This is a genomic window from Methylobacterium terrae (assembly GCF_003173755.1).
In the GTDB taxonomy this organism is placed as follows: domain Bacteria; phylum Pseudomonadota; class Alphaproteobacteria; order Rhizobiales; family Beijerinckiaceae; genus Methylobacterium; species Methylobacterium terrae.
The window spans coordinates 4,649,854-4,675,281 of sequence record NZ_CP029553.1 but is presented as its reverse complement, the minus strand read 5'-3'; the positions used below and the strand labels follow the sequence as shown (position 1 = coordinate 4,675,281).

At 70.9% G+C, this 25,428-nt stretch carries 23 protein-coding genes and 1 pseudogene; 9 read left to right on the top strand and 15 right to left on the bottom strand.

Features of this window, described 5'->3' with window-relative positions:
• Window positions 1-80 precede the first annotated feature (80 nt).
• Window positions 81-662: a hypothetical protein gene (locus DK419_RS21690; protein ID WP_109960934.1), complete on the top strand. Its 582-nt coding sequence runs from the start codon at window positions 81-83 to the stop codon at window positions 660-662.
• A gap of 24 nt (window positions 663-686) precedes the next feature.
• Here the strand turns inward: DK419_RS21690 and DK419_RS21685 are convergent, their stop codons facing one another.
• From DK419_RS21685 to DK419_RS21675, 3 genes are all read right to left on the bottom strand, one after another.
• Complete coding sequence (locus DK419_RS21685) at window positions 687-1,451, bottom strand: sulfite exporter TauE/SafE family protein (RefSeq protein ID WP_109960933.1); 765 nt, start codon at window positions 1,449-1,451, stop codon at window positions 687-689.
• 13 nt (window positions 1,452-1,464) lie between these two features.
• A complete protein-coding gene (locus DK419_RS21680; RefSeq protein ID WP_109960932.1) occupies window positions 1,465-1,671 on the bottom strand; it encodes a hypothetical protein in 207 nt (68 codons plus the stop codon).
• Between the two features lie 127 nt (window positions 1,672-1,798).
• On the bottom strand, window positions 1,799-4,132 hold the full coding sequence (locus DK419_RS21675; RefSeq protein WP_109960931.1) for a ComEC/Rec2 family competence protein: 2,334 nt from the start codon (window positions 4,130-4,132) through the stop codon (window positions 1,799-1,801).
• Between the two features lie 189 nt (window positions 4,133-4,321).
• Here DK419_RS21675 and gltX point away from each other — a divergent pair, with 189 nt between their 5' ends.
• Both gltX and gltA read left to right on the top strand, forming a co-directional pair.
• The gene (gltX, locus tag DK419_RS21670) at window positions 4,322-5,740 is read left to right on the top strand and encodes a glutamate--tRNA ligase (protein ID WP_109960930.1); all 1,419 of its coding nucleotides are present in this window, start codon (window positions 4,322-4,324) and stop codon (window positions 5,738-5,740) included.
• Window positions 5,741-6,043: 303 nt separating this feature from the next.
• A complete protein-coding gene (gene gltA, locus DK419_RS21665; protein WP_109960929.1) occupies window positions 6,044-7,336 on the top strand; it encodes a citrate synthase in 1,293 nt (430 codons plus the stop codon).
• Window positions 7,337-7,651: 315 nt separating this feature from the next.
• Here the strand turns inward: gltA and denD are convergent, their stop codons facing one another.
• The 5 genes from denD to DK419_RS21640 all read right to left on the bottom strand — a co-directional run bounded on the left by denD (window position 7,652) and on the right by DK419_RS21640 (window position 13,916).
• Complete coding sequence (gene denD, locus DK419_RS21660) at window positions 7,652-8,635, bottom strand: D-erythronate dehydrogenase (protein WP_109960928.1); 984 nt, start codon at window positions 8,633-8,635, stop codon at window positions 7,652-7,654.
• Between the two features lie 23 nt (window positions 8,636-8,658).
• Window positions 8,659-9,405 carry an SDR family oxidoreductase gene (locus DK419_RS21655; RefSeq protein WP_109960927.1) on the bottom strand — a complete coding sequence of 249 codons (747 nt, stop codon included), beginning with the start codon at window positions 9,403-9,405 and terminating at the stop codon, window positions 8,659-8,661.
• Window positions 9,406-9,473: 68 nt separating this feature from the next.
• Complete coding sequence (locus tag DK419_RS21650) at window positions 9,474-10,634, bottom strand: GNAT family N-acetyltransferase (RefSeq protein ID WP_109960926.1); 1,161 nt, start codon at window positions 10,632-10,634, stop codon at window positions 9,474-9,476.
• Window positions 10,631-11,482, bottom strand: a complete 852-nt coding sequence (locus DK419_RS21645; RefSeq protein ID WP_109960925.1) for an isocitrate lyase/PEP mutase family protein — start codon at window positions 11,480-11,482, stop codon at window positions 10,631-10,633. Before DK419_RS21645 ends, DK419_RS21650 begins: the two co-directional genes overlap by 4 nt.
• Before the next feature lie 622 nt (window positions 11,483-12,104).
• Window positions 12,105-13,916, bottom strand: a complete 1,812-nt coding sequence (locus DK419_RS21640) for an IlvD/Edd family dehydratase (protein ID WP_109960924.1) — start codon at window positions 13,914-13,916, stop codon at window positions 12,105-12,107.
• Between the two features lie 225 nt (window positions 13,917-14,141).
• Here DK419_RS21640 and DK419_RS21635 point away from each other — a divergent pair, with 225 nt between their 5' ends.
• Window positions 14,142-14,354 carry a hypothetical protein gene (locus tag DK419_RS21635; RefSeq protein WP_109960923.1) on the top strand — a complete coding sequence of 71 codons (213 nt, stop codon included), beginning with the start codon at window positions 14,142-14,144 and terminating at the stop codon, window positions 14,352-14,354.
• 103 nt (window positions 14,355-14,457) lie between these two features.
• Window positions 14,458-15,639 (top strand): pyridoxal phosphate-dependent aminotransferase, encoded by a 1,182-nt coding sequence (locus DK419_RS21630; protein ID WP_109960922.1) that lies wholly within the window; start codon window positions 14,458-14,460, stop codon window positions 15,637-15,639.
• A gap of 51 nt (window positions 15,640-15,690) precedes the next feature.
• On the opposite strand, the gene DK419_RS28795 is transcribed toward DK419_RS21630, so the two are convergent.
• The 4 genes from DK419_RS28795 to DK419_RS21615 form a co-directional block, all read right to left on the bottom strand.
• Window positions 15,691-16,662 (bottom strand): DUF6602 domain-containing protein, encoded by a 972-nt coding sequence (locus tag DK419_RS28795; RefSeq protein WP_162561350.1) that lies wholly within the window; start codon window positions 16,660-16,662, stop codon window positions 15,691-15,693.
• A gap of 192 nt (window positions 16,663-16,854) precedes the next feature.
• Window positions 16,855-17,325: a DUF3237 domain-containing protein gene (locus DK419_RS21625; RefSeq protein ID WP_109960921.1), complete on the bottom strand. Its 471-nt coding sequence runs from the start codon at window positions 17,323-17,325 to the stop codon at window positions 16,855-16,857.
• Between the two features lie 21 nt (window positions 17,326-17,346).
• Window positions 17,347-18,189 carry a DUF1206 domain-containing protein gene (locus tag DK419_RS21620; protein WP_109960920.1) on the bottom strand — a complete coding sequence of 281 codons (843 nt, stop codon included), beginning with the start codon at window positions 18,187-18,189 and terminating at the stop codon, window positions 17,347-17,349.
• A gap of 16 nt (window positions 18,190-18,205) precedes the next feature.
• Window positions 18,206-18,736: a tellurite resistance TerB family protein gene (locus DK419_RS21615; protein ID WP_109960919.1), complete on the bottom strand. Its 531-nt coding sequence runs from the start codon at window positions 18,734-18,736 to the stop codon at window positions 18,206-18,208.
• Window positions 18,737-18,866: 130 nt separating this feature from the next.
• Here DK419_RS21615 and DK419_RS21610 point away from each other — a divergent pair, with 130 nt between their 5' ends.
• Window positions 18,867-19,664: a DUF3750 domain-containing protein gene (locus DK419_RS21610; protein WP_109962428.1), complete on the top strand. Its 798-nt coding sequence runs from the start codon at window positions 18,867-18,869 to the stop codon at window positions 19,662-19,664.
• 35 nt (window positions 19,665-19,699) lie between these two features.
• Here the strand turns inward: DK419_RS21610 and DK419_RS21605 are convergent.
• Window positions 19,700-20,955 (bottom strand): annotated as a pseudogene (locus tag DK419_RS21605) (deoxyguanosinetriphosphate triphosphohydrolase).
• 156 nt (window positions 20,956-21,111) lie between these two features.
• Between DK419_RS21605 and erpA the strand changes: the two are divergent.
• Both erpA and DK419_RS21595 read left to right on the top strand, forming a co-directional pair.
• Entirely contained in the window at window positions 21,112-21,438 is a 327-nt protein-coding gene (gene erpA, locus DK419_RS21600) for an iron-sulfur cluster insertion protein ErpA (RefSeq protein ID WP_109960918.1), read from the top strand.
• Window positions 21,439-21,478: 40 nt separating this feature from the next.
• Window positions 21,479-23,311 carry a hypothetical protein gene (locus DK419_RS21595; protein ID WP_109960917.1) on the top strand — a complete coding sequence of 611 codons (1,833 nt, stop codon included), beginning with the start codon at window positions 21,479-21,481 and terminating at the stop codon, window positions 23,309-23,311.
• Between the two features lie 12 nt (window positions 23,312-23,323).
• Here the strand turns inward: DK419_RS21595 and DK419_RS21590 are convergent, their stop codons facing one another.
• A complete protein-coding gene (locus DK419_RS21590; protein ID WP_162561348.1) occupies window positions 23,324-23,647 on the bottom strand; it encodes a hypothetical protein in 324 nt (107 codons plus the stop codon).
• 271 nt (window positions 23,648-23,918) lie between these two features.
• Here DK419_RS21590 and DK419_RS21585 point away from each other — a divergent pair, with 271 nt between their 5' ends.
• A complete protein-coding gene (locus DK419_RS21585; protein ID WP_109960915.1) occupies window positions 23,919-24,905 on the top strand; it encodes a CsgG/HfaB family protein in 987 nt (328 codons plus the stop codon).
• 111 nt (window positions 24,906-25,016) lie between these two features.
• On the opposite strand, the gene DK419_RS21580 is transcribed toward DK419_RS21585, so the two are convergent.
• The gene (locus tag DK419_RS21580) at window positions 25,017-25,370 is read right to left on the bottom strand and encodes a hypothetical protein (protein ID WP_109960914.1); all 354 of its coding nucleotides are present in this window, start codon (window positions 25,368-25,370) and stop codon (window positions 25,017-25,019) included.
• Window positions 25,371-25,428: the final 58 nt, after the last annotated feature.

Here is a 25,428-nt window from a genome sequence, read left to right as displayed (position 1 = left end):
CTCGGCGACCGCGCGGCCCGCTCCACGCGGCGGATCCGGGGCGCCGGGCAGGCCCCGCCTGCCGATCCGGAGGTGCGATCATGCGTGACGGACTGCGCCGCTCTCTCGGCCTCGCCCTGCTCCTCGGCCTCCTGTGCGCCCCGCCGGCGCGCGCCCAGGATCCCGCTGGCGCCCGACCCTGGAGCGATCCGCCGGCGAAGGCCGCCGAGGCACCGGAGGCCGGCAAGGCCGCGACAGGCGGACCCGAGACCGCGCCCACCGCCCGGCCGAACCCGGTCGCCGCGCGGACCGCCCCGCGGCAGCGGCGCGCGGAGCGCCCGGCGCCGCGCCGCAGGGCCGCCGCGGTGACGGAGACGCCGCGGGAGACCCGGCATCCGCGCCGCCGAACCGTCGCCGAGGCGCCCCGGGCCCCGGCCTTCCGGTCGCCGGAGACGCGGCGGGTGCGGGTCACCCGCCCGGTTCCGCCCGACACGAGCGTGCGTTTCGTCGGCGAGCGTTTCGTGGGCGGGCACCGCGACATCGACCTGTGGGTCGACGCCCGGGCCGACCGGATCCGGCGCGCCCAGGACGGCGGCTTCCTGGTGATGCGCCGCACCACGATCGAGGACCCGACCGGCCGTCGGATTCAGATCCTGCGGCCCCTCGACGACGAGGACGAGTAGGCCCGACCGAGGAAAGGCCTGCCGTCAGATCCACGGCCGCAGGGCGAGGTGGGCGCCCAGCAGCAGCAGGCCGACCAGGAAGGCGCGCCGGAAGGTCGGCGCGGAGACCCGGCCGCGCAGCCACTGCCCGGCGGCCATGCCGAGGAGCGCCGGGACCAGGGTGGCGAGGGAGGCGGCGCCGGCGGCGAGCGGCAGCGCGCCCTCCCGGGCGAGGCCGGCGGCGAGCGCCACGGTCGAGACCGTGAAGGACAGCCCGAGGGCCTGGATCAGCCCGTCCCGGTCGAGGCCGAGCGCCTGGAGGTAGGGTACCGCCGGCAGGACGAAGACCCCGGTCGCCCCGGTGACGAGGCCGGTGAGGAGGCCGATGACCGGCGACAGCCAGGGCTCGGCCCGCGCCGGCACCCGCAAGGCGAGGCCCGCGAGCCCGAACGCCGCGTAGGCCACCAGCGCGACGCCGAGGGCGCTCGCGGGTCCGGGTCCCTTCGCCCCGGCGATCAGCCCGGCGCTCGCCACGGTGCCCACGGCGACCGCCGCCATCATCGGCCACAGCCGCCGCAGCAGGCCGCCGAAGCGCGGGCCGGCGAAGAGCTGCCAGATGTTGGTGACGAAGGAGGGCACGATCAGCAGCGCCGCCGCCTGGGCGGGCGTCATCACCGTGGCGAGCAGCCCGACCGCCACCGTCGGCAGGCCGAGGCCGATCACGCCCTTGACGAAGCCGGCGGCGAGGAAGGTGGCGAGGATCACCGCCCAGCCGAGCGGGCCGGCGACGCCGGAGAGAAGGTCGGTCACGGGCAGGATTCCGTCAGTCGCGGCCGATCATGTCCCGGAGCATCGTCTCCGGGCTCGGCAGCGGGCGGGCGGGGAGTTCGGGCTCCGTGAGCCGCGGCGCGACCGAGGCGTCGACGGGACGTCCCTCGAGGAGGAGGCCGGCGGCCAGGATCGCGAGGGCGAGGGCGACGAGCCCGAGCGGCCCCGGTCCGCCGGGGCTGAGCGGGATGCGCGGCGGCATGGTGGGGGTCCTTCCGTTCCGAGATGCCCGCAGCTTGGGCGGCGGCGAAGGGGGCAACAAGCCGTAAGGGACGAACGCTGCCTTCGCGGTCGCCAGAGGCCGGCTTTCCGCACCGGCGGCCGGTGCGTCACGGGTCGGCCTGGACCTCGGCATCCTCGCCGTCCGGCGGCGCGGCCGGCGCCGTCGGTCCGGGCGCCTCGGCAGGGGCGGCAGGTCCGGGGGTGATCTGCGATGGCGCGGCTGGTGCCGGCGGGGCGGGCGCCTTCACCGGCGCCGGCCGCCACGGCCGCGCCTCTCCCGGCCGCTTGGCGGTCTCGACCACCGCGCCCTCCGGCGTGAAGCGCAGGGTCGTGGACCCGTGCGCCGCCAGGAACCTCCGGTCGAGGACGTGCGCCGCGGCGCAACCCGGCGGCGCCTCGAGCCGGGTGACCACCACGGTCGCCCGGGCGCAATCCTCCGCGAAGGCGCGCTTGTCGCGCACCAGGGCGACGCTGACGCCTCCGGGGCCGTGGGCGACGCAGCCGAGCCTGTCGCAGCGGGCGCCGGCCGTCAGCCCGGGATCGTCGCGCGAGCGGCCGTCGCCGTCGGCCTTCAGCCACTGCTCGAGCACGAAGGCGGGGGGCTTGCCCAGCACGACGAGGCGCCCGTCGCTCCCGCGCAGGGCCGCGGCCCCGCCCTCGCGGTCGACGTAGAGGTCGGGCCGCACCGGGCTCGCGGCCAGAGCGAGGCCGACGAGGCCGGGGGCGAGGCCGAGCCAGCGCAGGCCCGACACCGGCAGCACCAGGAGCAGGAGGGCTACCGTCATCAGGCCCAGGGCGCCGGGGCCGAAGGCCGGCAGCACCACGGTCGCGCGGTCGAAGCTCTCGATCCAGGCCGAGATGTCGAGCATGCCGCGCACGGCCAGGCCCATCGCCCACCAGACCGGCCGGTCGAGGGCGAAGGGGTGGGCCAGGATGCCGAGCACCGCCGCCGGCATCACCACGAGCGAGACGAGCGGCAGGGTCAGGGCGTTGCCGACGAGGCCGAAGGGCTGGACGGTCTGGAAGTGGTAGGTGGCGAAGGGCGCGGTGGCGATCTGCGCCACCAGCGTGGTGGCGAGCGTGCCGATCACGGTGGCCAGCAGCCAGGCGAGACCCCGCGTGACCGGCCCGGCCCCCTCCGGGTTCCACAGGCGCCCGTCGATCAGCCGCGCGCAGGCGACGAGGCCCGCCACGGCGCCGAACGACATCTGGAAGCTCGGGCCGAGCAGCCCCTCCGGCTCGCGGGCGAGCGAGATCAGGGCGGCGAGCGCGAGGTTGCGCAGGCTGAGCGCCGGCCGGTCGACCAGGATCGCCCCGAGCATCACCAGGGTCATCACCAGCGAGCGCTCGGCCGCGAGGTCCCAGCCGGAGAAGGCGCAGTAGCCCGTGACCGCGACCATCGCCAGGACCGCGGCCATCTTCTTGATCGGCCAGGCGAGCGCCAGGCCCGGCACGAGGGCGAGGAGCGCCCGGGCGAGCCAGAACACCACGCCGGCGGCCAGCACCATGTGCAAACCGGAGATGGACACGACGTGGTAGATCCCCGCCGCCCGCAGGGTGTCGTTGGTGTCCTGGTCGATCAGGCCGCGCTTGCCGGTGACGAGGGCCGCCGCCACCGCGCCGGCCTGGGTGATGCCGCCCTGGGCGGAACCACCTTGGCCGCCGTTCGATTCGGCGATGCGGCGGGTGAGCGCGTTGCGGGCCTCGTCGAGGCCGGCGGCGAGGCGCAAGGCGAGCGGCGCCGGCTCGGGCGGGGCCTTGACCGTCGCCGAGCCGAGGAGCGAACCGACCGCGCCGATGCCGCGGAAATACGCGTCGCGGGAGAAGTCGTAGCCGCCCGGCCGCGCCGGTTCCGGCGGCGGGAGAAGGCGGGCCTTGGCCTCGATGTAGTCGCCGGGCCTCAATCCGTCGGCGCGGCGGTACGACACCCGCACCCGGGCCGGGCGCTCGGCGGCCGGCATCTCGCCGAGCCGCACGACCCGCACCACCAGTCGCGCGCCCTCCTCGCGCTCCTCCAGCGCCTCGACGAAGCCGTGGAGCGGCGCGATCACCGTACGGGCGACGACCGGGGCCGCGACGCTCGCGGTGCGGATGGCGGCAGCGGCGAAACCGAAGAACACGAAGGAGGCCGCGAGCAGGAGGGCCGGCGCCACCGCGCGGGCCCGGAGCGCGACGGCGGCGCCCGCCAGCGCGAGGCCGGTGCCGAGCGGCGCGGCCAGCACCGGCGGGCCGTCCGCCACGGTGAGGAACAGGAGCGCCCCGGCCCCGAAGGCGACGGCGAGCCACGGAAAGAGCCGGCGCTGCGCGGCCTCCGCGGCGAGCCCGGCGGAAAGGCGGGCCCCGAGCGCCGGCAGCAGCAGAGCGGGCGCCGGCAGCGCGCGCCAGCCGCGCGTCACGATCCCGGTCCCTACACCCCCGGCCCCTGCACCCGCTCCCGCCATCCCGCGTCCCGATGCGACGATCCCGCGCGCATCCCGGGCATGCGGCGAAGGACCGGCCCCGGAGACGGTTTCTTAACGGCTCGTCTCGCGCATGCTACAGGACCCGGCGCCGGCGGGTCGACTCGAGCGACCCTGCCCTAACGGCCCCGGCCACACCGTTTTTTCGCTCTCACCCGGTTCTCGTCGCGCATGTCCTCCGTCGTCACCCGCTTTGCCCCGTCGCCCACGGGCTTCCTCCACATCGGCGGGGGTCGCACGGCGTTGTTCAACTGGCTCTACGCGCGCCGGCACGGCGGGCGGATGCTGCTGCGCATCGAGGACACCGACCGCGAGCGCTCGACGCAAGGCGCCATCGACGCGATCCTCGACGGGCTCGCCTGGCTCGGCCTCGATTGGGACGGCGACGTGGTCTACCAGTTCGCCCGCGCCGCCCGGCACCGCGAGGTGGCCGAGGGGCTGCTCGCAACGGGTCGGGCCTATCACTGCTACGCCACGCCCGAGGAGCTGACCGAGATGCGCGAGGCCGCCCGGCGCGAGGGCCGGCCGATCCGCTACGACGGCCGCTGGCGCGACCGCGACCCGTCCGAGGCGCCGGCCGGCGTCAAGCCGGTCATTCGGCTCCGCGCGCCCACCGACGGCGAGACCGTGGTCGAGGACGCGGTGCAGGGCCGCGTCGTCTGGCAGAACAAGGATCTCGACGACCTCGTCCTGCTGCGCTCGGACGGCACCCCGACCTACATGCTGGCGGTGGTGGTGGACGACCACGACATGGGCGTGACCCACATCATCCGCGGCGACGACCACCTGACCAACGGCGCGCGCCAGACCCAGATCTATCAGGCGCTCGGCTGGGACGTGCCGAACATGTCGCACATCCCGCTGATCCACGGGCCGGACGGGGCCAAGCTCTCGAAGCGCCACGGCGCGCTCGGGGTCGACGCCTATCGCGACCTCGGCTACCTGCCGGCGGCGCTCCGCAACTACCTCGTGCGCCTCGGCTGGAGCCACGGCGACCAGGAGATCTTCTCCACCGAGGAGATGATCGCCGCCTTCGACCTCGCCCAGGTCGGCCGCTCGCCGGCCCGGTTCGACTTCGCCAAGCTCGAGAACCTCAACGGCCACTACATCCGCTCGTCCTCGGACGAGGCCCTGGTCGAGGCGATCGAGGCGATCCTGCCGACGCAGGGCCGGCGCTGGGGCCTCTCGGCCCCCCTCGCCCCGGCGCTCCGTGAAAAATTCATCGCCGCGATGCCGGGCCTGAAGGAGCGGGCCAAGACCCTGATCGAGCTCGTCGACAGCGCCTACTACCTCTATGCGAGCCCGCTCACCCTCGACGAGAAGGCGACCGGCCTCCTCGGCAATGGCGGGCGCGAGCGGCTGGCCGGCGCCCTGCCCCACCTCGAGGCGCTGACCGAGTGGAGCGCCGCCGCGACCGAGGGTGCGGTGCGGCACTTCGCCGAGACCGCCGGGGTCAAGCTCGGGCAGGTGGCCCAGCCCCTGCGCGCGGCGCTGACCGGCCGCACGACCTCGCCGCCGCTCTTCGACGTGATGGCGGTGCTCGGCCGCGAGGAGAGCCTCGCGCGCCTGCGGGTGCAGGCCGCCGCCTGAGGCAGAGAGAAGCCGCCGCCTGAGGCAGGGAGAAGCGGCTGCCCAAGGCGTGGGCATGCCGCCGCCCGAGGCACAACCCCACCGCGCAGCCCCCGCGAATCCGTGTCGCGGGGGTGATCCGACGACCCCTGAACAGAAACTGAATTCTGTCACCCGAGCCGGGGGGCGTGGTTGATGCCGGTGCGTCGATCCGCTAACCCGGTCGGCGAGTGAGCACCCGCAGCAAAGTTCGCCGCCCTGCCCCGGGGGCCGCGGTCGAGGCGACGACGCTCAGTCTCGTTGATGGAAAGGGTCCGCAACCCCATGAGCCTCCCCACCAGCACCCTCACGGTGAACGACCGCGCGATCGAGATGCCCACCAAGACCGGCACCATCGGTCCGAGCGTCATCGACATCAGCAAGCTCTACGCGCAGACCGGCCAGTTCACCTACGACCCGGGCTTCACCTCGACGGCGTCCTGCGAATCGAAGATCACCTACATCGACGGTGACGAGGGCGTGCTGCTGTATCGGGGCTACCCGATCGAGCAGCTGGCCGAGCACGGCGACTTCCTCGAGACCTGCTACCTGCTGCTGTACGGCGAGCTGCCGACCGCGGCGCAGAAGGCCGATTTCGACTACCGCGTCACGCGCCACACCATGGTGCATGACCAGATGAACCGGTTCTTCCAGGGCTTCCGCCGCGACGCCCACCCGATGGCCGTCATGGTCGCCTCGGTCGGCGCGCTCTCGGCCTTCTACCACGACTCGACCGACATCACGGACGAGAAGCAGCGCATGGTCGCCTCCATGCGCATGATCGCCAAGATGCCGACGCTGGCGGCCATGGCGTACAAGTACACGATCGGCCAGCCCTTCGTGTATCCGAAGAACGACCTCGACTACACCTCGAACTTCCTGCGGATGTGCTTCGCGGTGCCGTGCGAGGAGTATCAGCCGAACCCCGTGCTGTCGCGGGCTCTCGACCGGATCTTCATCCTGCACGCCGACCACGAGCAGAACGCCTCGACCTCGACGGTGCGTCTGGCCGGCTCCTCGGGCGCCAACCCCTTCGCCTGCATCGCCGCCGGCATCGCCTGCCTGTGGGGTCCCGCTCATGGCGGCGCCAACGAGGCGGCGCTGAAGATGCTGGCCGAGATCGGCACCCCTGAGCGCGTCGGCGAGTACGTCGCCAAGGCCAAGGACAAGAACGATCCCTTCCGCCTGATGGGCTTCGGTCACCGGGTCTACAAGAACTACGACCCGCGCGCCCGCATCATGCAGAAGACCACCCACGAGGTCTTGAGCGAGCTCGGCATCAAGGACGATCCGCTGCTCGACGTCGCGATGGAGCTGGAGCAGATCGCCCTCAAGGACGAGTACTTCATCGAGAAGAAGCTCTACCCGAACATCGACTTCTACTCGGGCATCACCCTCAAGGCGATGGGCTTCCCGACCTCGATGTTCACGGTGCTGTTCGCGCTCGCCCGCACCGTCGGCTGGATCAGCCAGTGGGCCGAGATGATCGAGGACCCGTCCCAGAAGATCGGCCGTCCGCGCCAGCTCTATACCGGCGCCCCGAAGCGGGATTACGTGACCGTGGCCCAGCGCGGCTGAGCTTCACCCGGCTGGAATTGAGAACGGGCGGCACGCGAGTGCCGCCCGTTTCTTTTTGTGCGCCAACTTTGGCGTTGCTGGCCGGGTCTTCTCCTCTCCCCGCAGGCGGGGAGAGGGCCGTGCGCCTGTTCAGGGTGCACGGCAAGCGAAGGCGCAGCCGGAGCGAGGGTGAGGGGGTATCTCCGGATGAGGCTCCTCCGGAAACACCCCCTCACCCTCGCCCTGCGGGCTCACTGCGCTCCCTGAACGGGAGCACAGTCCTCTCCCCGCCCGCGGGGCGAGGAGAAACCCGCGTTTTGATGACAAGGACGGACCTTACGCCGGCACCTTCCCGCCCAGCTCGTCCTCGATATGCGCCCGCACGATGGCGTCGAAGTCCGGCTCGGCCTTGAAGCCGAGCTCCAGGGCCCGCCGGGTGTCGAAGGTGCGGGGCCAGCCGGCGACGATGCGCTCGATCGTGGGATCGGGCTCGCGGCGGATGCGGGCGACGGCGGCGTCGCCGGCGGCGCGGCGCAGGGCCTCGATCTGCTCGGCCACGGTCGCGCCGACGCCCGGCATGGTCAGGTTGCGGCGGTCGCCGAGGCGCCCGGTGTCGATCGTCGCGGCGTGGATCAGGAAGCCCACCGCGGAGCGCGGCGAGGCGTGCCAATGGCGGACCTGGTCGGAGACCGGCAGCACGGCGTCCTGGCCGGCCAGCGGCTCGCGGATGATGCCGGAGAAGAAGCCGGAGGCCGCCTTGTTGGGCTTGCCCGGCCGCACGCAGATGGTCGGCAGGCGGATGCCGACGCCGTCGAAGATGCCGCGGCGCGAGTAGTCGGAGAGCAGGAGTTCGCCGATCGCCTTCTGGGTGCCGTAGCTGGTGAGCGGCGCCGTCAGGTACTCGTCGGGGATCGGCTCCGGCATCGGCGCGCCGAACACCGCCACCGACGAGGTGAAGACGAAGCGGGGCTTGTAGCCCTCGCCGATCGCCCGCACCGCGTCGTAGAGGCGGCGCGTACCGTCGAGGTTGATGCGGTAGCCCTTGTCGAAATCGGCCTCGGCCTCGCCCGACACGATGGCGGCGAGGTGGAAGATCACGTCCGGACGGGCGGCGACCAGGCGCTCGGCCTCGCCGGGCTCGGAGAAGTCGGAGGCCGAGAGCGAGACCGGGATCTTGGTGCCGGCCGGCGCCTCCGGCGGCACGACGTCGTGCAGGGTCAGGCGCGAGATCGTCTCGCCGCCCAAGCTGCCGTCCTTGACCAGCCGGTCGAGGAGCTTGCGGCCGACCATGCCGGCGGCGCCGAGGATGAGGATATGCATGGGAACTGCCTCCTTCGCCGTCGTCAGAGCGTGAAGCCGCCGTCGGCGACGTGGGTCTGGCCGGTGGTGAAGCGCGACTCGTCGGAGGCGAGGTAGACCGCGAGCAGGGCCATCTCCTCCGGGGTGCCGAGCCGGCCCATCGGCTGGCGGTCGATGAAGGCCTGGCGGGCGGCCTCGACCGAGGTCTCGTTCATCGCGGCGAGCGCCGCGATGCGCTCGTCGAGCGAGGGCGACTGGATGGTGCCGGGGCAGATCGCGTTCGCCCGCACGCCGCTGCGGATGAAGTCGCGCGCCACCGCCTTGGTGAGACCCACCACCGCCGCCTTCGAGGCGCCGTAGACGTAGCGGTTGGGCGCGGTGGCATCCGCCCCCACCGCCGAGGCGATGTTGACGATCGAGCCGTTGCCGCGCTCCAGCATGCCGGGCAGGAAGGCCCGGATGGTGCGGTGCATCGAGCGCACGTTGAGGTCGAAGGCCAGGTCCCACTCGGCGTCGGTGCAATCGAGGATAGTGCCGTGGTGGACGAAGCCCGCCGCGTTCACCAGCACGTCGACCGGCCCGGCCCCCTTGGCGAAGCTTGCGATCGCCGTCTCCGAGCGCACGTCGAGGGAGTGGGCCTTGGCGCCGGCCAGCCCCTCGAGCTTGCCCGCGTCGAGGTCGGTCGCCAGCACCTCGGCGCCCTCCGCCAGGAACGCCGCCGCGATGGCGCGCCCGATCCCCTGCCCCGCCGCCGTCACGACCGCGCGCTTGCCCGTCAGCCGTCCCGCCATGGTGTATCCTCCCGTGATGCCGTGCCCCCGCTCGACCGGCGGGGCTCTCGAAGGTTGAGTCGTCGCCCTCAGGCGAGGCGCTTGTGCATGTGCACCAGGCGCCGGTCCGGCAGATCCTCGACCCGCGCGGTGGCGTAGCCCCGCCGCGCGTACCAGTCGATGTTCCGCGCGAGCTTGTCCCCGGTGTAGAGCCGTAGCTCTGACAGGTCGAGGTCCCGCGCCCGGCCCTCGGCCGCCGCGAGCAGCGCGTTGCCGAGGCCGGTGCCCTGATGCGCCGGATCGACCGACACGCTCCAGATCGTCAGGTGTTCGGGCGTCGGATCGAGCACCAGGGCGCCGGCGGGCGCCCCGTCGGTCTGCGCCAGCCAGACCTCGTAGCGCGACAGCACCTCGTCGGCGGGCGTGAGGAGCGGGACCGGCTCGACGCCGAGGATCGGGCGGTTCGGCGCGTAGGCCGCCCGCTGCAGGGCGTCGAAAGCCTCGGCGTCGGCGCGGGTCGCGCGGCGCAGGGCGGCGCCCGGGATCGCCGCCCGGGTGAGCGCGCCGAGGCGAAGGCGCTGGCCGCCGTCGAGGTTGGACGGGTCAAGCCAGCGGTCGAAGGCCTGGGCGATCTGCGGCCACTCGCCGTCGAGCATCGAGAACCAGGCCGTGTCCCGGTTGCGGCCCTTCACGATCATCGCCTGGCGAAACAAGCCCTCGGAGGAGAAGCCCAGGCGCTCGGCCGCGCTCCGGGAGGGCGCGTTCAGGGCGTTGCACTTCCACTCGTACCGGCGATAGCCGAGGTCGAAGACGTATCCCGCGAGGAGCCGCATCGCCTCGGTGGCGCCCGGGGTGCGCTGCAAGGCAGGGGTGTAGAGGATGTTGCCGACCTCGATCACCCGGTTGGCGCGGTCGATCCGCATCAGGGAGGCGTGGCCGATCGCCTTGCGGCTCTCTTCATCGAGGATGGCGTAGAACAGCGGATCGGCGGAGGCCTCGCAGGCCGCGAGATAGGCCTGGAAGCTCTCGCGATCGTCGAACGGGCCGGCCGCCATGTACTGCCACAGCGCCTCCTTGCCGGGCCCGACCGCGCCCTCGGCGAGATCGGCGCCGTGCACCTTCGCGTCGAGGGGCACGATCAGGACGTGGCGCCCGTTCAGGCGGATCCGGTCCGGACCGGGCGCCGGGCCGGTCTGCGCGACGGGGCGGCCGATCGGCAGGCCGGTGACGGGATCGCGGTCGGGGCTCATGCGGGGTCCCGCTCCTTCAGGTCGTTACGGAAGAAGCCGTTGATCTCGGAGAAGCTGACCGAGCCGTCGAAGCCGCCGAAGCTGCCCTCGTCGTGGATGCGCCGCGCCGCTCGGATGAAGCCGGTCCAGGCCGCCCGGGCGAGCGACGAGCCGACGCTGATCCGGCGCACGCCCAGGGCTTCCAGATCGGCGACCTTGAGGCCCGGATTGGTGCTCATCAGGATGTTGACCGGCACCGGCGCGAGCGCCTCGACGAGGGTGCGGATCTCCTCGCGCCGTTTCGGGCCCGGCGCGTAGACCACGTCGGCGCCGGCCTCGGCATAGGCCTGGAGCCGGCGGATCGCCTCGGGCAGCGGCTCGGCGTGTCCGGTGAGGTAGCACTCGGCCCGGCCGGTCAGCACCACGTCGGCGCCGGACGCATCGATCGCCGCCTTCGCGGCGCGGATGCGCGCGGCGCCCTCCTGGATGTCGTAGAGCGGCCGGGCGGGATCGCCGGTGGCGTCCTCGATCGACAGGCCGGCGACGCCGGTGGCCACGCAAGAACCGACGTTGCGGGCGACACCCTCGGGGTCGTGGGCGTAGCCGGACTCGAAATCGGCGTTCACCGGCAGGTCGGTGGCGGCGACGATCTCGGCGATGTGGGCGAGCATGGCATCGAGCGGCACCGCCCAGTCGGTGTCCGGCAGGGCGCGGGTGAAGGCGAAGCCCGAGCTGGTGGTCGCGAGCGCCGGGAACCCCATCGCCGCGAGGTAGCGAGCGGTGCCGATGTCCCAGGGGTTCGGCATCACGAAGCAGCCGGATTCGTGGAGCCGCCGGAAGGCGGCGCGGCGTGCGGCGAGATCGGTCATCGGGGCTTCCCCTCCCGGGCGTCCTGATCCTTCCTCACACGCCGCGAGCGCGGCTGTAAATCGGCCGGGCGGACGAAATCATTCCTGTCGGCCTGCGGGCCGGGCAGCGAGCTGTCCTGCCCGGATGAGGCGCGGGAAACCTCCTCTCCCCGCCGGGCGGGGATAGGGCTCTGCCGACCTTGTCGTCGGCAGAGCGAGCTGCGACCCGCAGGTTCGCCGCGAGGGTGAGGGGGTGCGTCCGGAGAAGCCTCTTCCGGAGGTACCCCCTCACCCTCGCTCCGGCTTCGTCTCCGCTTGCCGCGGACCCGACGAGGGGTCCGCGGCCCTCTCCCCACCCGCGGCAGGGCTGTCCGGGAAAAATCCCTTTCAAGATCAAGCGCGTCTCCCCTCTCCCGTGTGGGAGAGGGGACGGGGGTGAGGGTGACGCGATTCCGTGTGATGCGCTGAGCGTGGTGCTGGTAGCGGCACGGTCAGAGCCTGACTCAGAACCGTGTCACCCTCACCCCTACCCCTCTCCCACTCGGGAGAGGGGATCCCGCGCCCCTCCTTTCCCCGGACAGCCCTGCGCCCGCGGGGAGAGGGGAATGTGCACCAGCCAGTGCGATCCAGGGGCGAGGCCCCGTCAGTGGTTGTCCCGCGGCACGCCGTGGACTTGCGCGATGCGCTGGAACGCCTCGGAGCCCTTGAGGATCATGCCCTCGGAGAGCTGGTCGACCATCGCGCGCTGGATCGCCTGCCAGGGGGTCTGGCTCGCCGGGTAGGGGTAGCCGCCCCGGGCCGCGAGGTCGTCGCGGCGGCGCCGGATCTCCTCCTCGGGGAGCAGGATGTCGGCGGTGCGCTTGTTGAGGTCGATCCGGACCCGGTCGCCGTTCTGGAGCAGGGCGAGGCCGCCGCCGGCCGCCGCCTCCGGCGAGGCGTTGAGGATCGAGGGCGTGCCCGAGGTGCCGGACTGGCGCCCGTCGCCGATGCAGGGCAGCGAGAGCACGCCGCGGCGGATCAGCTCGCCCGGGGGCTGCATGTTCACGACCTCGGCCGCGCCCGGATAGCCGATCGGCCCGGCGCCGCGCATGATCAGCACCGTGTGCTCGTCGATCTCGAGCGCCGGGTCGTCGATGCGGTGGTGGTAATCCTCCGGCCCGTCGAACACCACGACCCGGCCCTCGAAGGCGTAGGGGTCGTCCGGGTTGGCGAGGTAGCGGTCGTAGAACTCGCGGCTGATCACGCTGGTCTTCATGATCGCGGAATCGAACAGCGAGCCCTTGAGGTTGAGGAAGCCAGCGCGCTCGCGCAGGGGCTCGCCGTAGGGCTTGATGACATCGCGGTCCCAGGTGTGGGCGTTGGTGTAATTCTCCGCCACGGTCTTGCCGTTGCAGGTCAGCGCCTCGCCGTGGAGCTTGCCGGCCTCGATCAGCTCCGACATCACCGCCGGCAGGCCGCCGGCGCGGTAGTATTCCTCGCCGAGATACTGACCGGCGGGCTGCATGTTGACCAGCAGCGGGATGTCGTAGCCGACGCGCTCCCAGTCGTCGCAGGAGAGCGGCACGCCGATCAGCTTGGCGATGGCGTTGATGTGGATCGGCGCGTTGGTCGAGCCGCCGATGGCGGTGTTGGCGACGATCGCGTTCTCGAACGCCTCGCGGGTCAGGATGTCGGAGGGCTTCAGGTCCTCCCACACCATGTCGACGATGCGCTGGCCGGTGGCGTAGGCCGCCTGGCCGCGCTCGCGGTAGGGCGCGGGAATCGCCGCCGAGCCCGGCAGCGACATGCCGAGCGCTTCCGCCAGCGCGTTCATGGTCGAGGCGGTACCCATCGTGTTGCAGTGCCCGTCCGAGGGCGCCGAGGAGGCCACGATGTCGAGGAATTGCTGGTAGTCGATGTCGCCGGCGGCGTGGCGCTCGCGCGCCTTCCACACCACGGTGCCCGAGCCGGTGCGCTCGCCGCGGCTCCAGCCGTTCAGCATCGGGCCGACATTGAGCGAGATCGTCGGGATGTTCACCGTGGCCGCCGCCATCAGGCAGGCCGGCATGGTCTTGTCGCAGCCGGTGAGCAGCACGACGCCGTCGAGGGGGTAGCCGTACAGCACCTCGACGAGCGACAGGTAGGCGAGGTTGCGGTCGAGCGAGGCGGTCGGCCGCTTGCCGGTCTCCTGGATCGGGTGGCACGGGAACTCGAACGCCACGCCGCCGGCCGCCGTGATGCCCTCGCGCACGCGCTTGGCGAGTTCCAGGTGGTGGCGGTTGCACGGCGACAGGTCGGAGCCGGTCTGGGCGATGCCGATCAGGGGCTTGCCGCCGCGCAGCTCGCCGACGGTCAGGCCGAAATTCAGGTAGCGCTCGAGGTAGAGCGCGGTCATGCCCGGGTTGTCCGGGTTGTCGAACCAGAGGCGCGAACGCAGGCGGCTGGCGTCGATGCGGGGGCGCGGCGTCTGGGCCATGGCGGGGTCGTCCTTCCCGAGATCGTTCTTGTCGAGAACCGTTCGCAGGAAGCTATGGACCCGGCCGGTGCAGGAACGCAACACCGCGTGGCGCATGGCCGGAGCCCCGCCGGATGCGACCCCGAGGGCGCATAAGTTTCTCGCGCGGGCGCTGTCGCAACGCGGGCGAGCGGTGCTATGAGGCCGGCTGAACCATACCGCTCGATCGTTCGGGGGAGCCGCCCAATGAGCCAAGAGAAGACGTCCAACCCGCTCGTGCCGATCGCCATCGTGGTGTCGATCCCGGTCATCGTCTGCCTGATCATCATGCTGACCGACCAGGGCATCGAGCGCTCGCTGCTCTGGGCGGCGATCAAGACCGGCATCATCCTGACCGTCATCGGCGGCGCGATCTCGTTCGGCGTCAGCCGGCTGGCCGAGCGCAACACCCCGCGCTGAGCGGACAGATCTCCGTCCCGACGGCACCGTGAAGGCCGCGGGACCTTGCGCGGCGGAGCCCTGATCGCCCCGCCTCGACTCCTCGAGGAAACGAGAGACCGCCATGCCCGTCGTCGTCCCCGCCTTCTCGCGCATCGGGGAGGAGAACGCCTTCGCGGTGCTCGCCCGCGCCACGGCGCTCGCCCAGGCGGGCCGCGACGTGATCAATCTCGGCATCGGCCAGCCCGACATGCCGACCCCGCCCCACGTGGTCGAGGCGGCGGTGAAGGCCCTCCACGACGGTCACCACGGCTACACGCCGGCGACCGGCATCCTGCCCCTTCGCGAGGCGGTGGCCCGCGACCTCGACCGGCGCCTCGGCGTCCAGGTCTCGCCCGACAGCGTGATGATCGTGCCGGGCGGCAAGGTCACCATGTTCATGGCGATCCTGATGTTCGGCGAGCCGGGGGCCGAGATCCTGTACCCGGATCCGGGCTTCCCGATCTACCGCTCGATGATCGAGTTCACCGGCGCGACGCCGGTCCCGGTGCCGATCCGCGAGGAGAACGGCTTCGCCTTCTCGGCCGAGGAGACGCTCTCGCTCATCACCCCGCGCACCCGCCTGCTGATCCTCAATTCCCCCGCCAACCCGACCGGCGGCGTCACCCCGAAGGCCGAGATCGACACGCTCGTCGCCGGCCTCGCCGCGCATCCCGACGTGACCATCATGTCGGACGAGATCTATGGCACGATGACCTATGACGGCGAGCGCCACCACACGCTGCTCGCCTATCCGGAGATCCGCGACCGGCTGATCTACCTCGACGGCGCGTCCAAGACCTACGCGATGACCGGCTGGCGCCTCGGCTGGTCGGTCTGGCCGGCGCCGTTCTACGACGCCGCCCGCAAGCTCGCGGTGAACTCGTTCTCCTGCGTCAACGCCGCGACGCAGTGGGCGGGCATCGCGGCCCTCGACGGGCCGCAGGATTGCGTCGCCGCGATGATGGCCGAGTTCGACCGTCGCCGCCTCCTGGTGGTCGAGGGGCTGAACCGGCTGCCGGGCGTCTCCTGCATCACCCCGAAGGGCGCGTTCTACGCCTTCCCGAACATCGCCGAGACCGGCTGGAAGGCCAAGGCGCTCGCCTCGGCGCTCCTGGAGGAAGCCGGCGTCGCGACGATCGGCGGGCCGGATTTCGGCGTGCACGGCGAGGGGTATCTGCGCCTGTCCTACGCCAATTCGGCGGAGAACATCTCAAAGGCGCTAGAGCGAATCGGAAGCTTCCTGGAGGGGAACCGGCGCTGTTAGTATGAAAAGTTCGATAGAAGCCATAATGAGCAGACCTATCAAAACTTAGGCCTAATCATTATTTCTTCGGTTTCCGGCCATAAATCTTGTAGTGCGCCCAAAAAATCCTTCCATATAATCAAGGTAGTTTGCAGGCAGCAAAACGGCATTTTTTAGATGCTCAAGTAAAAGTGCATACGCATAAAACAATGTTGATCCTTCTTTGTAGTCATTTTCTGGTTCAATAAAAGCCCAACCATCAACCTGATCATCCCTTATTGGGTCGCGCTTTTTCTGAGGATGCACATAAACTACATCTACGCGACTATCAGCCTTCCATGCTCTAGCCGAAGTTATTATCCCTTTATCGAGCATGCAGATCGCATTAGGAGCAAATCTAGGGTCAGTATTGCAAAGATCCTCTAAACATTTATTCACATTAAAAGTCTTGCTCGTAACGCCAAATATAAATCTATAAATATCTCCCCTCTCTGGTCGCGGGTAAACAGTAATACCGCCATGTTCGTTCATGCAAAATGTATCTATATATCCATTAGAGACATTTGCCCTCTGTAATTTATTAAATATAATATTTGTTTGATTTACAAAATCTATTATATTTGCATTTGTCAAAGAGGATTTTATTTCCCCAAAGGCATAAACACCTTCATACGGCACATACTCCATTCCTTCCTGCCCTCTAAAGAAAATCGGAAATCGAGAAGCATCGGCAATAATCAAATCCATTTGAGAACTAAGAGAAAGATTTTTATCAAGAAAGTGGCCGTGGTGTACAGAATAATCCGTGGGAAGCCTGCGCCGATAGTACTCTCTGACGGCAGACTCAACCTCGTCTCCAGCACTCCTTATGTTACCGCCTTTATGAAGATATCGAGCACGCACACGAGATGCAGCGATATCTCCGGCGTCCGCCTGGAATAAGCCAAGAACATTAAGCTCGTATCTCTTTTTGCTCAAATTAAGATCGGATTCATTATAATCATTAAGATCGTTATTTGGATTTTTATTGGCGTTATCCGACACTGGCTACCTCTTGATACCTTGTTGATATGATGCCGCATTTTTATAGCATTGAATTGTCTTCATTCATATCAGAGATAGTAGCAAATCGACATCAAATACGCACAAAACTACAATAATACAAGCAATAAGTTAGCTATCTAGATATTATTTCTATAAAAAAATTAATGAATTAAATTAATTTAAATATTAAAACTACATCACGCCATACACATCATAGACCGGCCCCTGCGGCAGCCGCTGCCCCACCCCCACGGCAAGGATCCGGGTGAGCCAGGCGAGATCCGGCGCCCCGGTCTCGAAGTGGAGAGCCGTGCGGAAATAATAATCCTCCGGCGCCACCGCCTCGCCGCGGCCGAGGCGGGCCAGCACCTCCGGCGGGCCGGCGCGCAGGCCGGTATAGTGGCAGTAGACGAGGGCGCCGCCTGAGGCCCGCAGGGTCAGGCGCACGTCGAGATGCGTGGTGCCGTCGGGCTCGACACGCAACCAGTCGCCGGCGGGACCGGGCAGCACCTCGGCGGTGAGGCGCGGGCCGGAGACGGTGCCTCCGGTCACCGGCACCACCCGCAGGTCGGTGCCGCGGGAGGGGCCGACGGCCTGCGGCGCGCCGACCGTGAGGCTCATGCGGAACAGGAACTCGGTGCGAAGCGGCAGCGGCGCGTCCATGCAATCTCCTGACGGATCGGTCTATCCCGCGATATCCTTCACGGCCCGGCGCGCCGCGTCGAGGTCCGGCGGCTCGATGCGGCGGTAGCGGGCCTGGACGAGGCCGAACACCCCGAAGGCGGCGAGGCCGGCCGCGGTGAGGCCGAGCAGCACCCAGCCGTAGGGTTCGCCGCGCAGGGTCTGCAGGGCGCCGCCGAGGCCCTTGACCTCGCTCGACCGGCTGGCGAGCGCCGCCGCGATCAGGAAGCCGCCGATCAGCCCGAAGGTCAGCGCCCGGGCGGCGTAGCCGAAGCGGCCGACATGGCGCACCCAGTCGCGGGCGTCGTGCGGCACCGACAGGCGCTTGCACACGTCGCCCTTCCAGGCCTTCCACGCGAAGGCGAGGCCGGCGCCGATCACGATCAGCCCGACCGCGCCGACGAGCCACTGGCCCAAAGGCTGCTGCAAGAGCCAGGCGGTCCAGTCGCGGGCGCCCTGGTCCTCCGCCTGGCGGGCGGTGCCGCGCCCGAGTGCCGCCGTCATCATCGAGGCGCCGAGGCCGCCATAGGTCACGCCGCTGACGAGGTGGCCGGCCCGGGTCGCCAGCCCCTTGGCCGAGCGGCCGTAAGCATCGGCGTCGGTGATCGCCTCGACCACCCGCCACAGCGCGAAGGCGGCAAGCCCGAACGCGACGATCCCGAGCAGGATCCAGCCGAAGGGCCGCTCGAGCAGGATCAGGAGCGCGCTGCGGCTGCCCCCGGTCTGGCCGCCGACGCCGATCGCCGCCAGCACCGCGAGGCCGCCGACGAGGCAGTAGGTGACGCCGCGGGCGCCGTAGCCGAGGCGGGCGAGCAGTTCGAGGGCGTGCCGGCCGGCGGCGTGCATGGATCCCCGGCTCCGGTCAGGCCGCGAGGCCGGTCTCGACCCGGGCGACCGCGTTCTCGTCGAGGTCGAGGGCCTCGGCGAGCATCCGCAGGAAGGTGCGCTCCTGCATCGTATCGGGATCGATGGCGAGGCGGGCCGCGGCGTAGACGCGGGCGCCGGTCTCGGGATCCCGCACCCGGTCGGCGATCTCGTCGATCGTCGCCGGATCCTCGAGCTCGCGGGCGAGCCATTGCCGGCCGGCGAGGTCGAGGCCGGACTCGGCCACCGCCGCGTCGAGGCGCTCGCGCTCGCGGGCATCGATCACCCCGTCGGCGGCCGAGGCCGCCACCATGATGCGCAGGCAGAGCGTCGCGTCGTCGTCGCTGAGCGCGCCGGCCTCGACAGGGGTGCCGGCGGGCTTCCCGGCCGTGCCGGCCGGCGCCTCGCGCTGCGTCGCCCGCAGGGCGAGCCCGGTGAGCAGCGCCAGGCCGCCGAGGGCGGCGGAAGCCGCGAGCCCACCGCGGCGGCTGCGCACCAGGGCGTCCAGCACCCGCTTCACCTCGGCCATCGCGCTCTCCCATACCTGTCCGCAGTACACTTGCCCGTCGATAACGGTCTCGTGCGGCTCCGGTTCGTACGAGAACGGCGCAGGGCCTTGCCGGTTGCGCCGCCACGCTCGGGTGACCATCTTCACGGTCATGCTCCTCGCCCTGGCCTGGCTCGCGCGCACGGTCGTGCTCGCGCTTCTCCTCCTGTTCCTGCTGCCGCTCGCCACCCACGCCCTGTGGTGGTGGAGCCGCGACGACCTCGCGCCCGACTGGGCCACCGCCGACTGGTCGAGCGCGCGGCTCCTGCCCGCCGCGGCGGCTGCACCGGAGGCGACCGTGCGGATCTACGCCGCCCGGGTCGGGCGCTGGCGGGGCATCTTCGCCCATCACACCTGGATCGTCGTCAAGGAGGCCGGCGCCCCGCGCTACACCCGCTACGACGTGGTCGGCTGGGGCCTGCCGGTGCGCACCGACGCCTACGCGGCCGACGCGCGCTGGTTCGGCAACCCGCCGCAGGTGGTGCTCGCCCTCGACGGCGAGGCGGCGGCGCGCGCCGTGCCGCGCATCCGCGAGGCGGTCGCGGCCTATCCCTACCGGAAGGCGGGCAGCTACAGCGCCTGGCCGGGGCCGAACTCCAACACCTTCGTGGCCCACGTGCTGCGGGCGGTGCCGGAACTCCAGGTCGCGCTGCCGCCGACGGCTCTGGGCAAGGATTACCCGGAGCGCCCGATCGCCCGGACCCCGAGCCGCACGGGGTTCCAGCTCTCGGCCCGGGGCTATCTCGGCCTCACCCTCGGCTGGGTCGAGGGGATCGAGGTCAACGTGCTCGGCGCGGTGGCGGGGCTCGACCTGCGCCGCCCGGCCCTGAAGCTGCCGGGCTGGGGCCGCATCGGCATGGACCCGGCCGGCGCGACCGAGACGCTGATCGCCCCGACCGCGAGCAGCTGACCGAGACGAGGGCGCAGCCGGCCGGGCCGCGCCCCTTACCCCTCCAGCCCCGGCCAGATCACCCAGTGCAGGTCCGGCGTCTCGGGAAACAGCCGGCGGTGCTGGCTCACCGCGTAGTTGTCGGTCATGCCGGCGATGAAGTCGGCGACGCGGCGCGGGGTGCGGGGGTCGTCGGGGCCGGCGAGGCCCGCGCTCCACTCCTCGGGCATCCGGGTCGGGTCGCGCCGGAAGGCCGAGAACAGATCGTCGACGATCGAGGCGGCGCGGCGGCGCACCGCCATCACGCCGGGATGGCGGTACATCCGGGCGAACAGGAAGGTCTTGATGTCCCGGTCGGCCGCGGCCATCGCCTCCGAGAAGGCGACCACCGGGGCCGGGGCGTGGCGGATCGCGGCGGCGTCGGCCGGCCGGAGATCGGCGAGGCGCCGCTCGGCCTCGGCGATCACGTCCTCGACGAAGCGGGTGATGACCCGGCGGGCGAGCTCGTGCACCACCCGCGAGCGCTCGAGGCCCGGATAGGTGCGGCGGATCTCGTCGAGGAGGCCGGCGAGGAACGGCACCTCCGCGAGGTCGTCGAGGGAGAAGAGGTCGGCGCGCAACCCGTCGTCGAGGTCGTGGGCGTCGTAGGCGATGTCGTCGGCGAGCGCCGCGACCTGGGCCTCGGGGCCGGCGAAGGTCGCGAGCTCGAGGTCGTTGAGCGCGTTGTACTCGGTGATCGCGACCGGGATCCCGCCCTCGGCGTAATGCGGCGTCGGGCGGCCGTCCGGGGTCAGGAGCGGGCCGTTGTGCTTGACGAGGCCCTCGAGGGTCTCCCAGGTCAGGTTGAGCCCGTCGAAGGTGGCGTAGCGCCGCTCCAGCCGGGTCACCAGGCGCAGGGCCTGGGCGTTGTGGTCGAAGCCGCCGTGATCGCGCATGCAGGCGTGCAGCGCGTCCTCGCCGGTATGGCCGAAGCAGGTGTGGCCGAGGTCGTGGGCGAGCGCCAGCGCCTCGGCCAAGTCCTCGTCGAAGCCGAGCGCGCGGGCGAGCGCCCGGGCGATCTGGCTCACCTCCAGGGTGTGGGTCAGGCGGGTGCGGTAATGGTCGCCCTCGTGGTGGACGAAGACCTGGGTCTTGTGCTTGAGCCGCCGGAAGGACGCCGAATGCACGATCCGGTCGCGGTCGCGCTGGAAGTCCGTGCGGGTCGGCGAGGCGCCCTCGGGGATCAGCCGCCCGCGCGACGCGAACGGGTCGCTGCCGTAGGGGCCCGCCAGCGCTCGCCTGTCCGTCTCACGTTCCAGCCCCCCGATCGCATCCCTGCGCCGCCGTCGCGGCGCAGCTCGTCCGTGACCACTCTCGCGCCGCCGTCGCGGCGCAGGCGTCCATGACCATTCTCGCGCCGCTGTTGCGGCGCACGCTCTCAATTCTTATGTTGCCATCGCACGCCGGACCCCCACCCGAGAAGCCGTCGATGACCCCGATCACCCTGACGTCCCGCGCCGCCCGCCGCATCAACGAGATCATGGGCTCCGAGCCGCCCGGCTCTATGCTGCGCATCAGCGTGAATGGCGGCGGCTGCTCCGGGTTCCAGTACGCCTTCGACATCGCGCAGGACCGCACCGACGACGACCTGGCGGTGGAGCAGGACGGCGCCACGGTCCTGGTCGATCCGACCTCGCTCCCGTACATGGAGGGCGCGACGATCGACTTCGTCAACGACCTGATCGGCCAGTCGTTCAAGATCGAGAACCCGCAGGCCACCGCCTCCTGCGGCTGCGGCACCTCGTTCTCCCTCTAGGCTCCACTTTCTGTCTCTCTCGATCCCGGGACGTTCCGCCATGACCCGCTCTCTCACAACGGGCGTGGCCCGGGCCGCGCTCGGTGTCTTCGCCTGCACGACGGTCGCCGCCGGCCTGCCGGCGGCCGTGCCGCTCCTCGCCGGCCCGGCGCTCGCACAAGGGGCGCCGGGACAAGGCGCGACCGTCGCCCTCGACGAGGTGGTGGTGCCGCTGGGACCGGTGACCCTGAAGGCGCCGAAGCTCGAACTGCGCGGCACCGGCCTGTCGCGGGACGAGGCGCGGGCCATCCTCGATCCGGCCGGGCCCGCCCCGTGGCGGACCCGCCTCGACACGCTCTCCGCCCGCGAGATCGTGATCCCGGTCCTGCGCGTCGAGCAGCCGGCGGGCGGGCGCGTCCAGGTCGCGGTCTATCACGACGTCGTCGCGCGCGACGTGACCGCGGGCCGGATCGGCACGCTCGAGGCCGGCGGCGCGACGCTGACGGTCGAGGGGCCGGGGCCCGACGCCGCCGGCGCCTACGGCCGCCTGAGCGCCCGCGAGATCGACCTTCCGGGCCTCGCGCGCCTGTTCACCGAGGCCGGCGGGCCCGACGCGGCGCCGATCCGGGTCTATGGCGGGATCACCGCCGAGGACATCGCGCTCACCGGCCCCGACGGGGCGGCCTTCCGCATCGCCCGGATCGACGCCCGCGACCTCGCCGCCCGGCCGACCACGATCCCGTGGGGCGAGACGGTCCGGGCGCTGGCGGAGGGCGCGGGCAAGGACGCGGCCGAGAAGCCCGGGAACCCGGAGCGGGCGCGCATGGCGGGCCTCGCCGCGGACCTCCTCGACGGGATCGGCCTCGGCGGGCTCGAGATCAGCGGCATCACCCTCGCGGCGCCCGGCGGCGGGCCGAAGCCGAACCCGGTCCAGGCGAGCCTCGCCCGGCTGAGCTACGCGCCCGAGGGCGGCACCGGCCTGATGAAGGCCGAGGGCCTGAAGGTCGAGGCCGCGTCCGGCCAGGTCGCGTTGAAGGGGCTGTCCCTCTCCGGCCTGTCGCTGAAGCCGGTGCTGGAAGGCCTGCGCCGCGCCGCCGCCGGCCCGCTCGACCCGGCCGAGATGCGCCGCTACGCCCCCTCCCTCGCCCGCATCGCCTTCGACGCCCTCGACGTGGATCTGCCGGCCCAAGGTGCGGATCCGCTCGCCGCCTCGTCGGGTCCGCTGCGCTTTTCCGTGCGCGGCGGCAGCCTCGACATGAGCGAGCCGCGCGACGGCGTGCCGACCGCCTCGCGCCTCGTCGTCGACGGCTTCACCACCGCGGTCCCGCCCGGCACCACGGCGCCGGTCCTCTCCGACCTCGCCGGCCTCGGCTACACCGCCCTCGACCTCTCCGGCCGGATCGACGCCCGCTGGGACGAGGCGGCCCGGGAGGTGAGCCTGCGGGACGTGACCATCTCGGCCAAGGACATGGGCACCGCGCGGATCACCGGCACGATCGGCGGGATCGGCAAGGAGGTGTTCGACCCCGAGCCGATGGTGTCGTCCCTGGCCTTGCTCGGCGCCAGCGCCAAGTCCCTGGGCCTCACCCTGGAGAATGGCGGCCTGTTCCAGCGCTTCGTCGACCAGCAGGCCAAGGCCCAGAGCCTCAAGCCCGAGGAGCTGCAGCGCGAGTACGGCACCGCCGCGATGCTGGGGATCCCCGCCGTCCTCGGCGGCTCGCCCTCCGCCAGGGCGCTCGGCGCAGCGGTGTCGCGCTTCGTGGTCAAGCCCGGCCGCCTCTCGGTCAACGCGGCCGCCAAGGATCCGGGCGGGCTCGGCCTGATGGATTTCAGCTCCGCCCCGAGCCCGGGCAAGATCTTCGACCGCCTGACGGTCGACGCGACCGCGGAGTGAGAGACCGGATCCTCAAGGGATCTGCAGCCGCCACTTGGTCTCGCGATAGCTCTCCGGGGTCGTGGCCGCCTTCGTGGCCGCACCCGGCTTCGTGACCGGGCTCAGGGCGTCGCGACCGGGCGGCGGACGCCGCTCGGCGCGCTGCTTCTGGGCCGTCGGGTCGAAGGTCGCCGCCGGCCGCGACTGACGCGCGCTCTCCAGGCAGAGTCTCTGCGCCGTCGGGTCCGCGATGAGCGTGCAGGCCGCAACGTCGTTCGTTGCCGGCACGGACTGCGCGAGGGCGCCCGTCGCGGCCAGGGCCGCCAGGAGGAACATGAGTGGCCCGTGCAACGACATGGTCTTCTCCCTTTCTGCGACATAGCGAAGATAAAGTGTCTCTCACAAAACTCCCGATCACCGTCGCCGCTCGCTGTGGCGGGGTCCGCGCAGCGGGAGTTTTGTGAGGTGCACTAGGACGACGGCGGGCCGCCCCTTGGTTCGGTCTGCAATCGAACCGAAGACTCAACGAACCGCTGCCTGAGCCGGTTTCATACTAAATTAATCTTACTGTTGAATTAACCATACTGGCCTTCGCGCTGGAACGCGGGCGAGGTGGGACGGAAACGTGATGAGACGGATGCGCGGGCTCGCTCTCGGACTCTCGCTGCTGGGCCTGCCGGCAGGCCTCGGCGCCTGCGCGCGCTACGACTACACCGGATCGCTCGGGATCCGTCCGGCGGTCGGCACCCTGACCAATACGGGCCAGGAGCTCGCCACCTTGCCTCCGGCCCCGGCCGCGCCGCTGAACGTCGCGGTCTACGACTTCCAGGACCTGACGGGCCAGAACAAGTCGTCGGTCCGGGTCGGCTTCCCGGAATTCTCCCGCGCCATCACGCAGGGTGCCTCGGCGATCCTCGTCGACGCGCTCAAGACCGCCGGCCAGGGCTGCTGGTTCAACGTCGTGGAGCGCGGCTACCTCGACAGCCTGCTGCGGGAGCGCAAGCTGATCCAGGACACCTACGCCTTCCTCAAGCGCGATCCCAAGGACCTGATCGACCCCCTGAGGTTCGCCGAGTACATCGTCACCGGCGGCGTCGTCTCCTACGATTCGCCGACCCAGGCGGCATCGGGCAGCGTGCTGTTCGGCGGCTACGGCGGCGGCCTCAACCAGAGCAAGGACCTCGTCACCGTCAACCTGCGCCTCGTGCGCGTGCGCGACGGCGTCGTGGTCACCTCGATCAACGCCTCGCGCCCGATCGTGACCGCGGGGGCGAATGCCAGCGTCACCCGCGTCCTCGGCCGCCGCATCCTCGACGCCCAGGTGGCGGCGAGCTTCCAGGAGGCGGTGCAGACCGCCGTGCGCGAGGCGATCGAGGCCAGCGTCTACGAGCTCGTCCGCCAGGGCAGCGCCCGCGGCATCTGGATGCGCAAGGTGCCCGCCTCCCCCACACCTGCTCCCGACAAGACGCCGACGGCGCGCGCACCGCGCAAGCCGGACGACGCGCCGCGCCGCGGCGAGACCGCGCCCGCCCCGATCCGGACCGGGACGCTGGCGCCGGCCGGCCGCCTGGCCGAACTCAGGAGAAGCGACGTCGCGAGCCCGGCGGTGAACTGATACGAGATCCGGAAGATTACTTCCGGATCTCGTATCACCAGCCCGCGCGGCGCTTGAGCGACGCTGATTTCCGCATCGCGACGCGATCGGCCGGAAATCGTATGACGCCGCCTACGGCATGGCGATCTGCTGGGCGCGGACCGCGTTGACGACGCCCTGCTGCCGGACGTCGAGGTTCGGCGCGACGCCGAGCTGGTAGACCGAGGCGCGGTTGGCGAGTCCGGTTTGGGCGACGCTCAGGGGAGCGGGATCCGGCCCGATCGCCACGATCTCGGTGACGGTGGTGTGACCGGTCGTGGCCGTCAGGGTGTAGGAGCGGGTGTGGAACGGGCTCCGCGCCTGGATCACGTGGAGGTAGTTGCGGGTGCTGGCCTGCTGCACCGAGAGGCCCTGGGCCCCGGCCTCGCCCGCCTGGAACAGGAGGTGGGACAGGGCCAGGCCCGCCAGCATGGTCGTGCGCGTCATCGCTCGCTCCCGAGGAAGATCGGGAGGGTCGCGCAGGTACGTAAAGATTCAGCCGTGC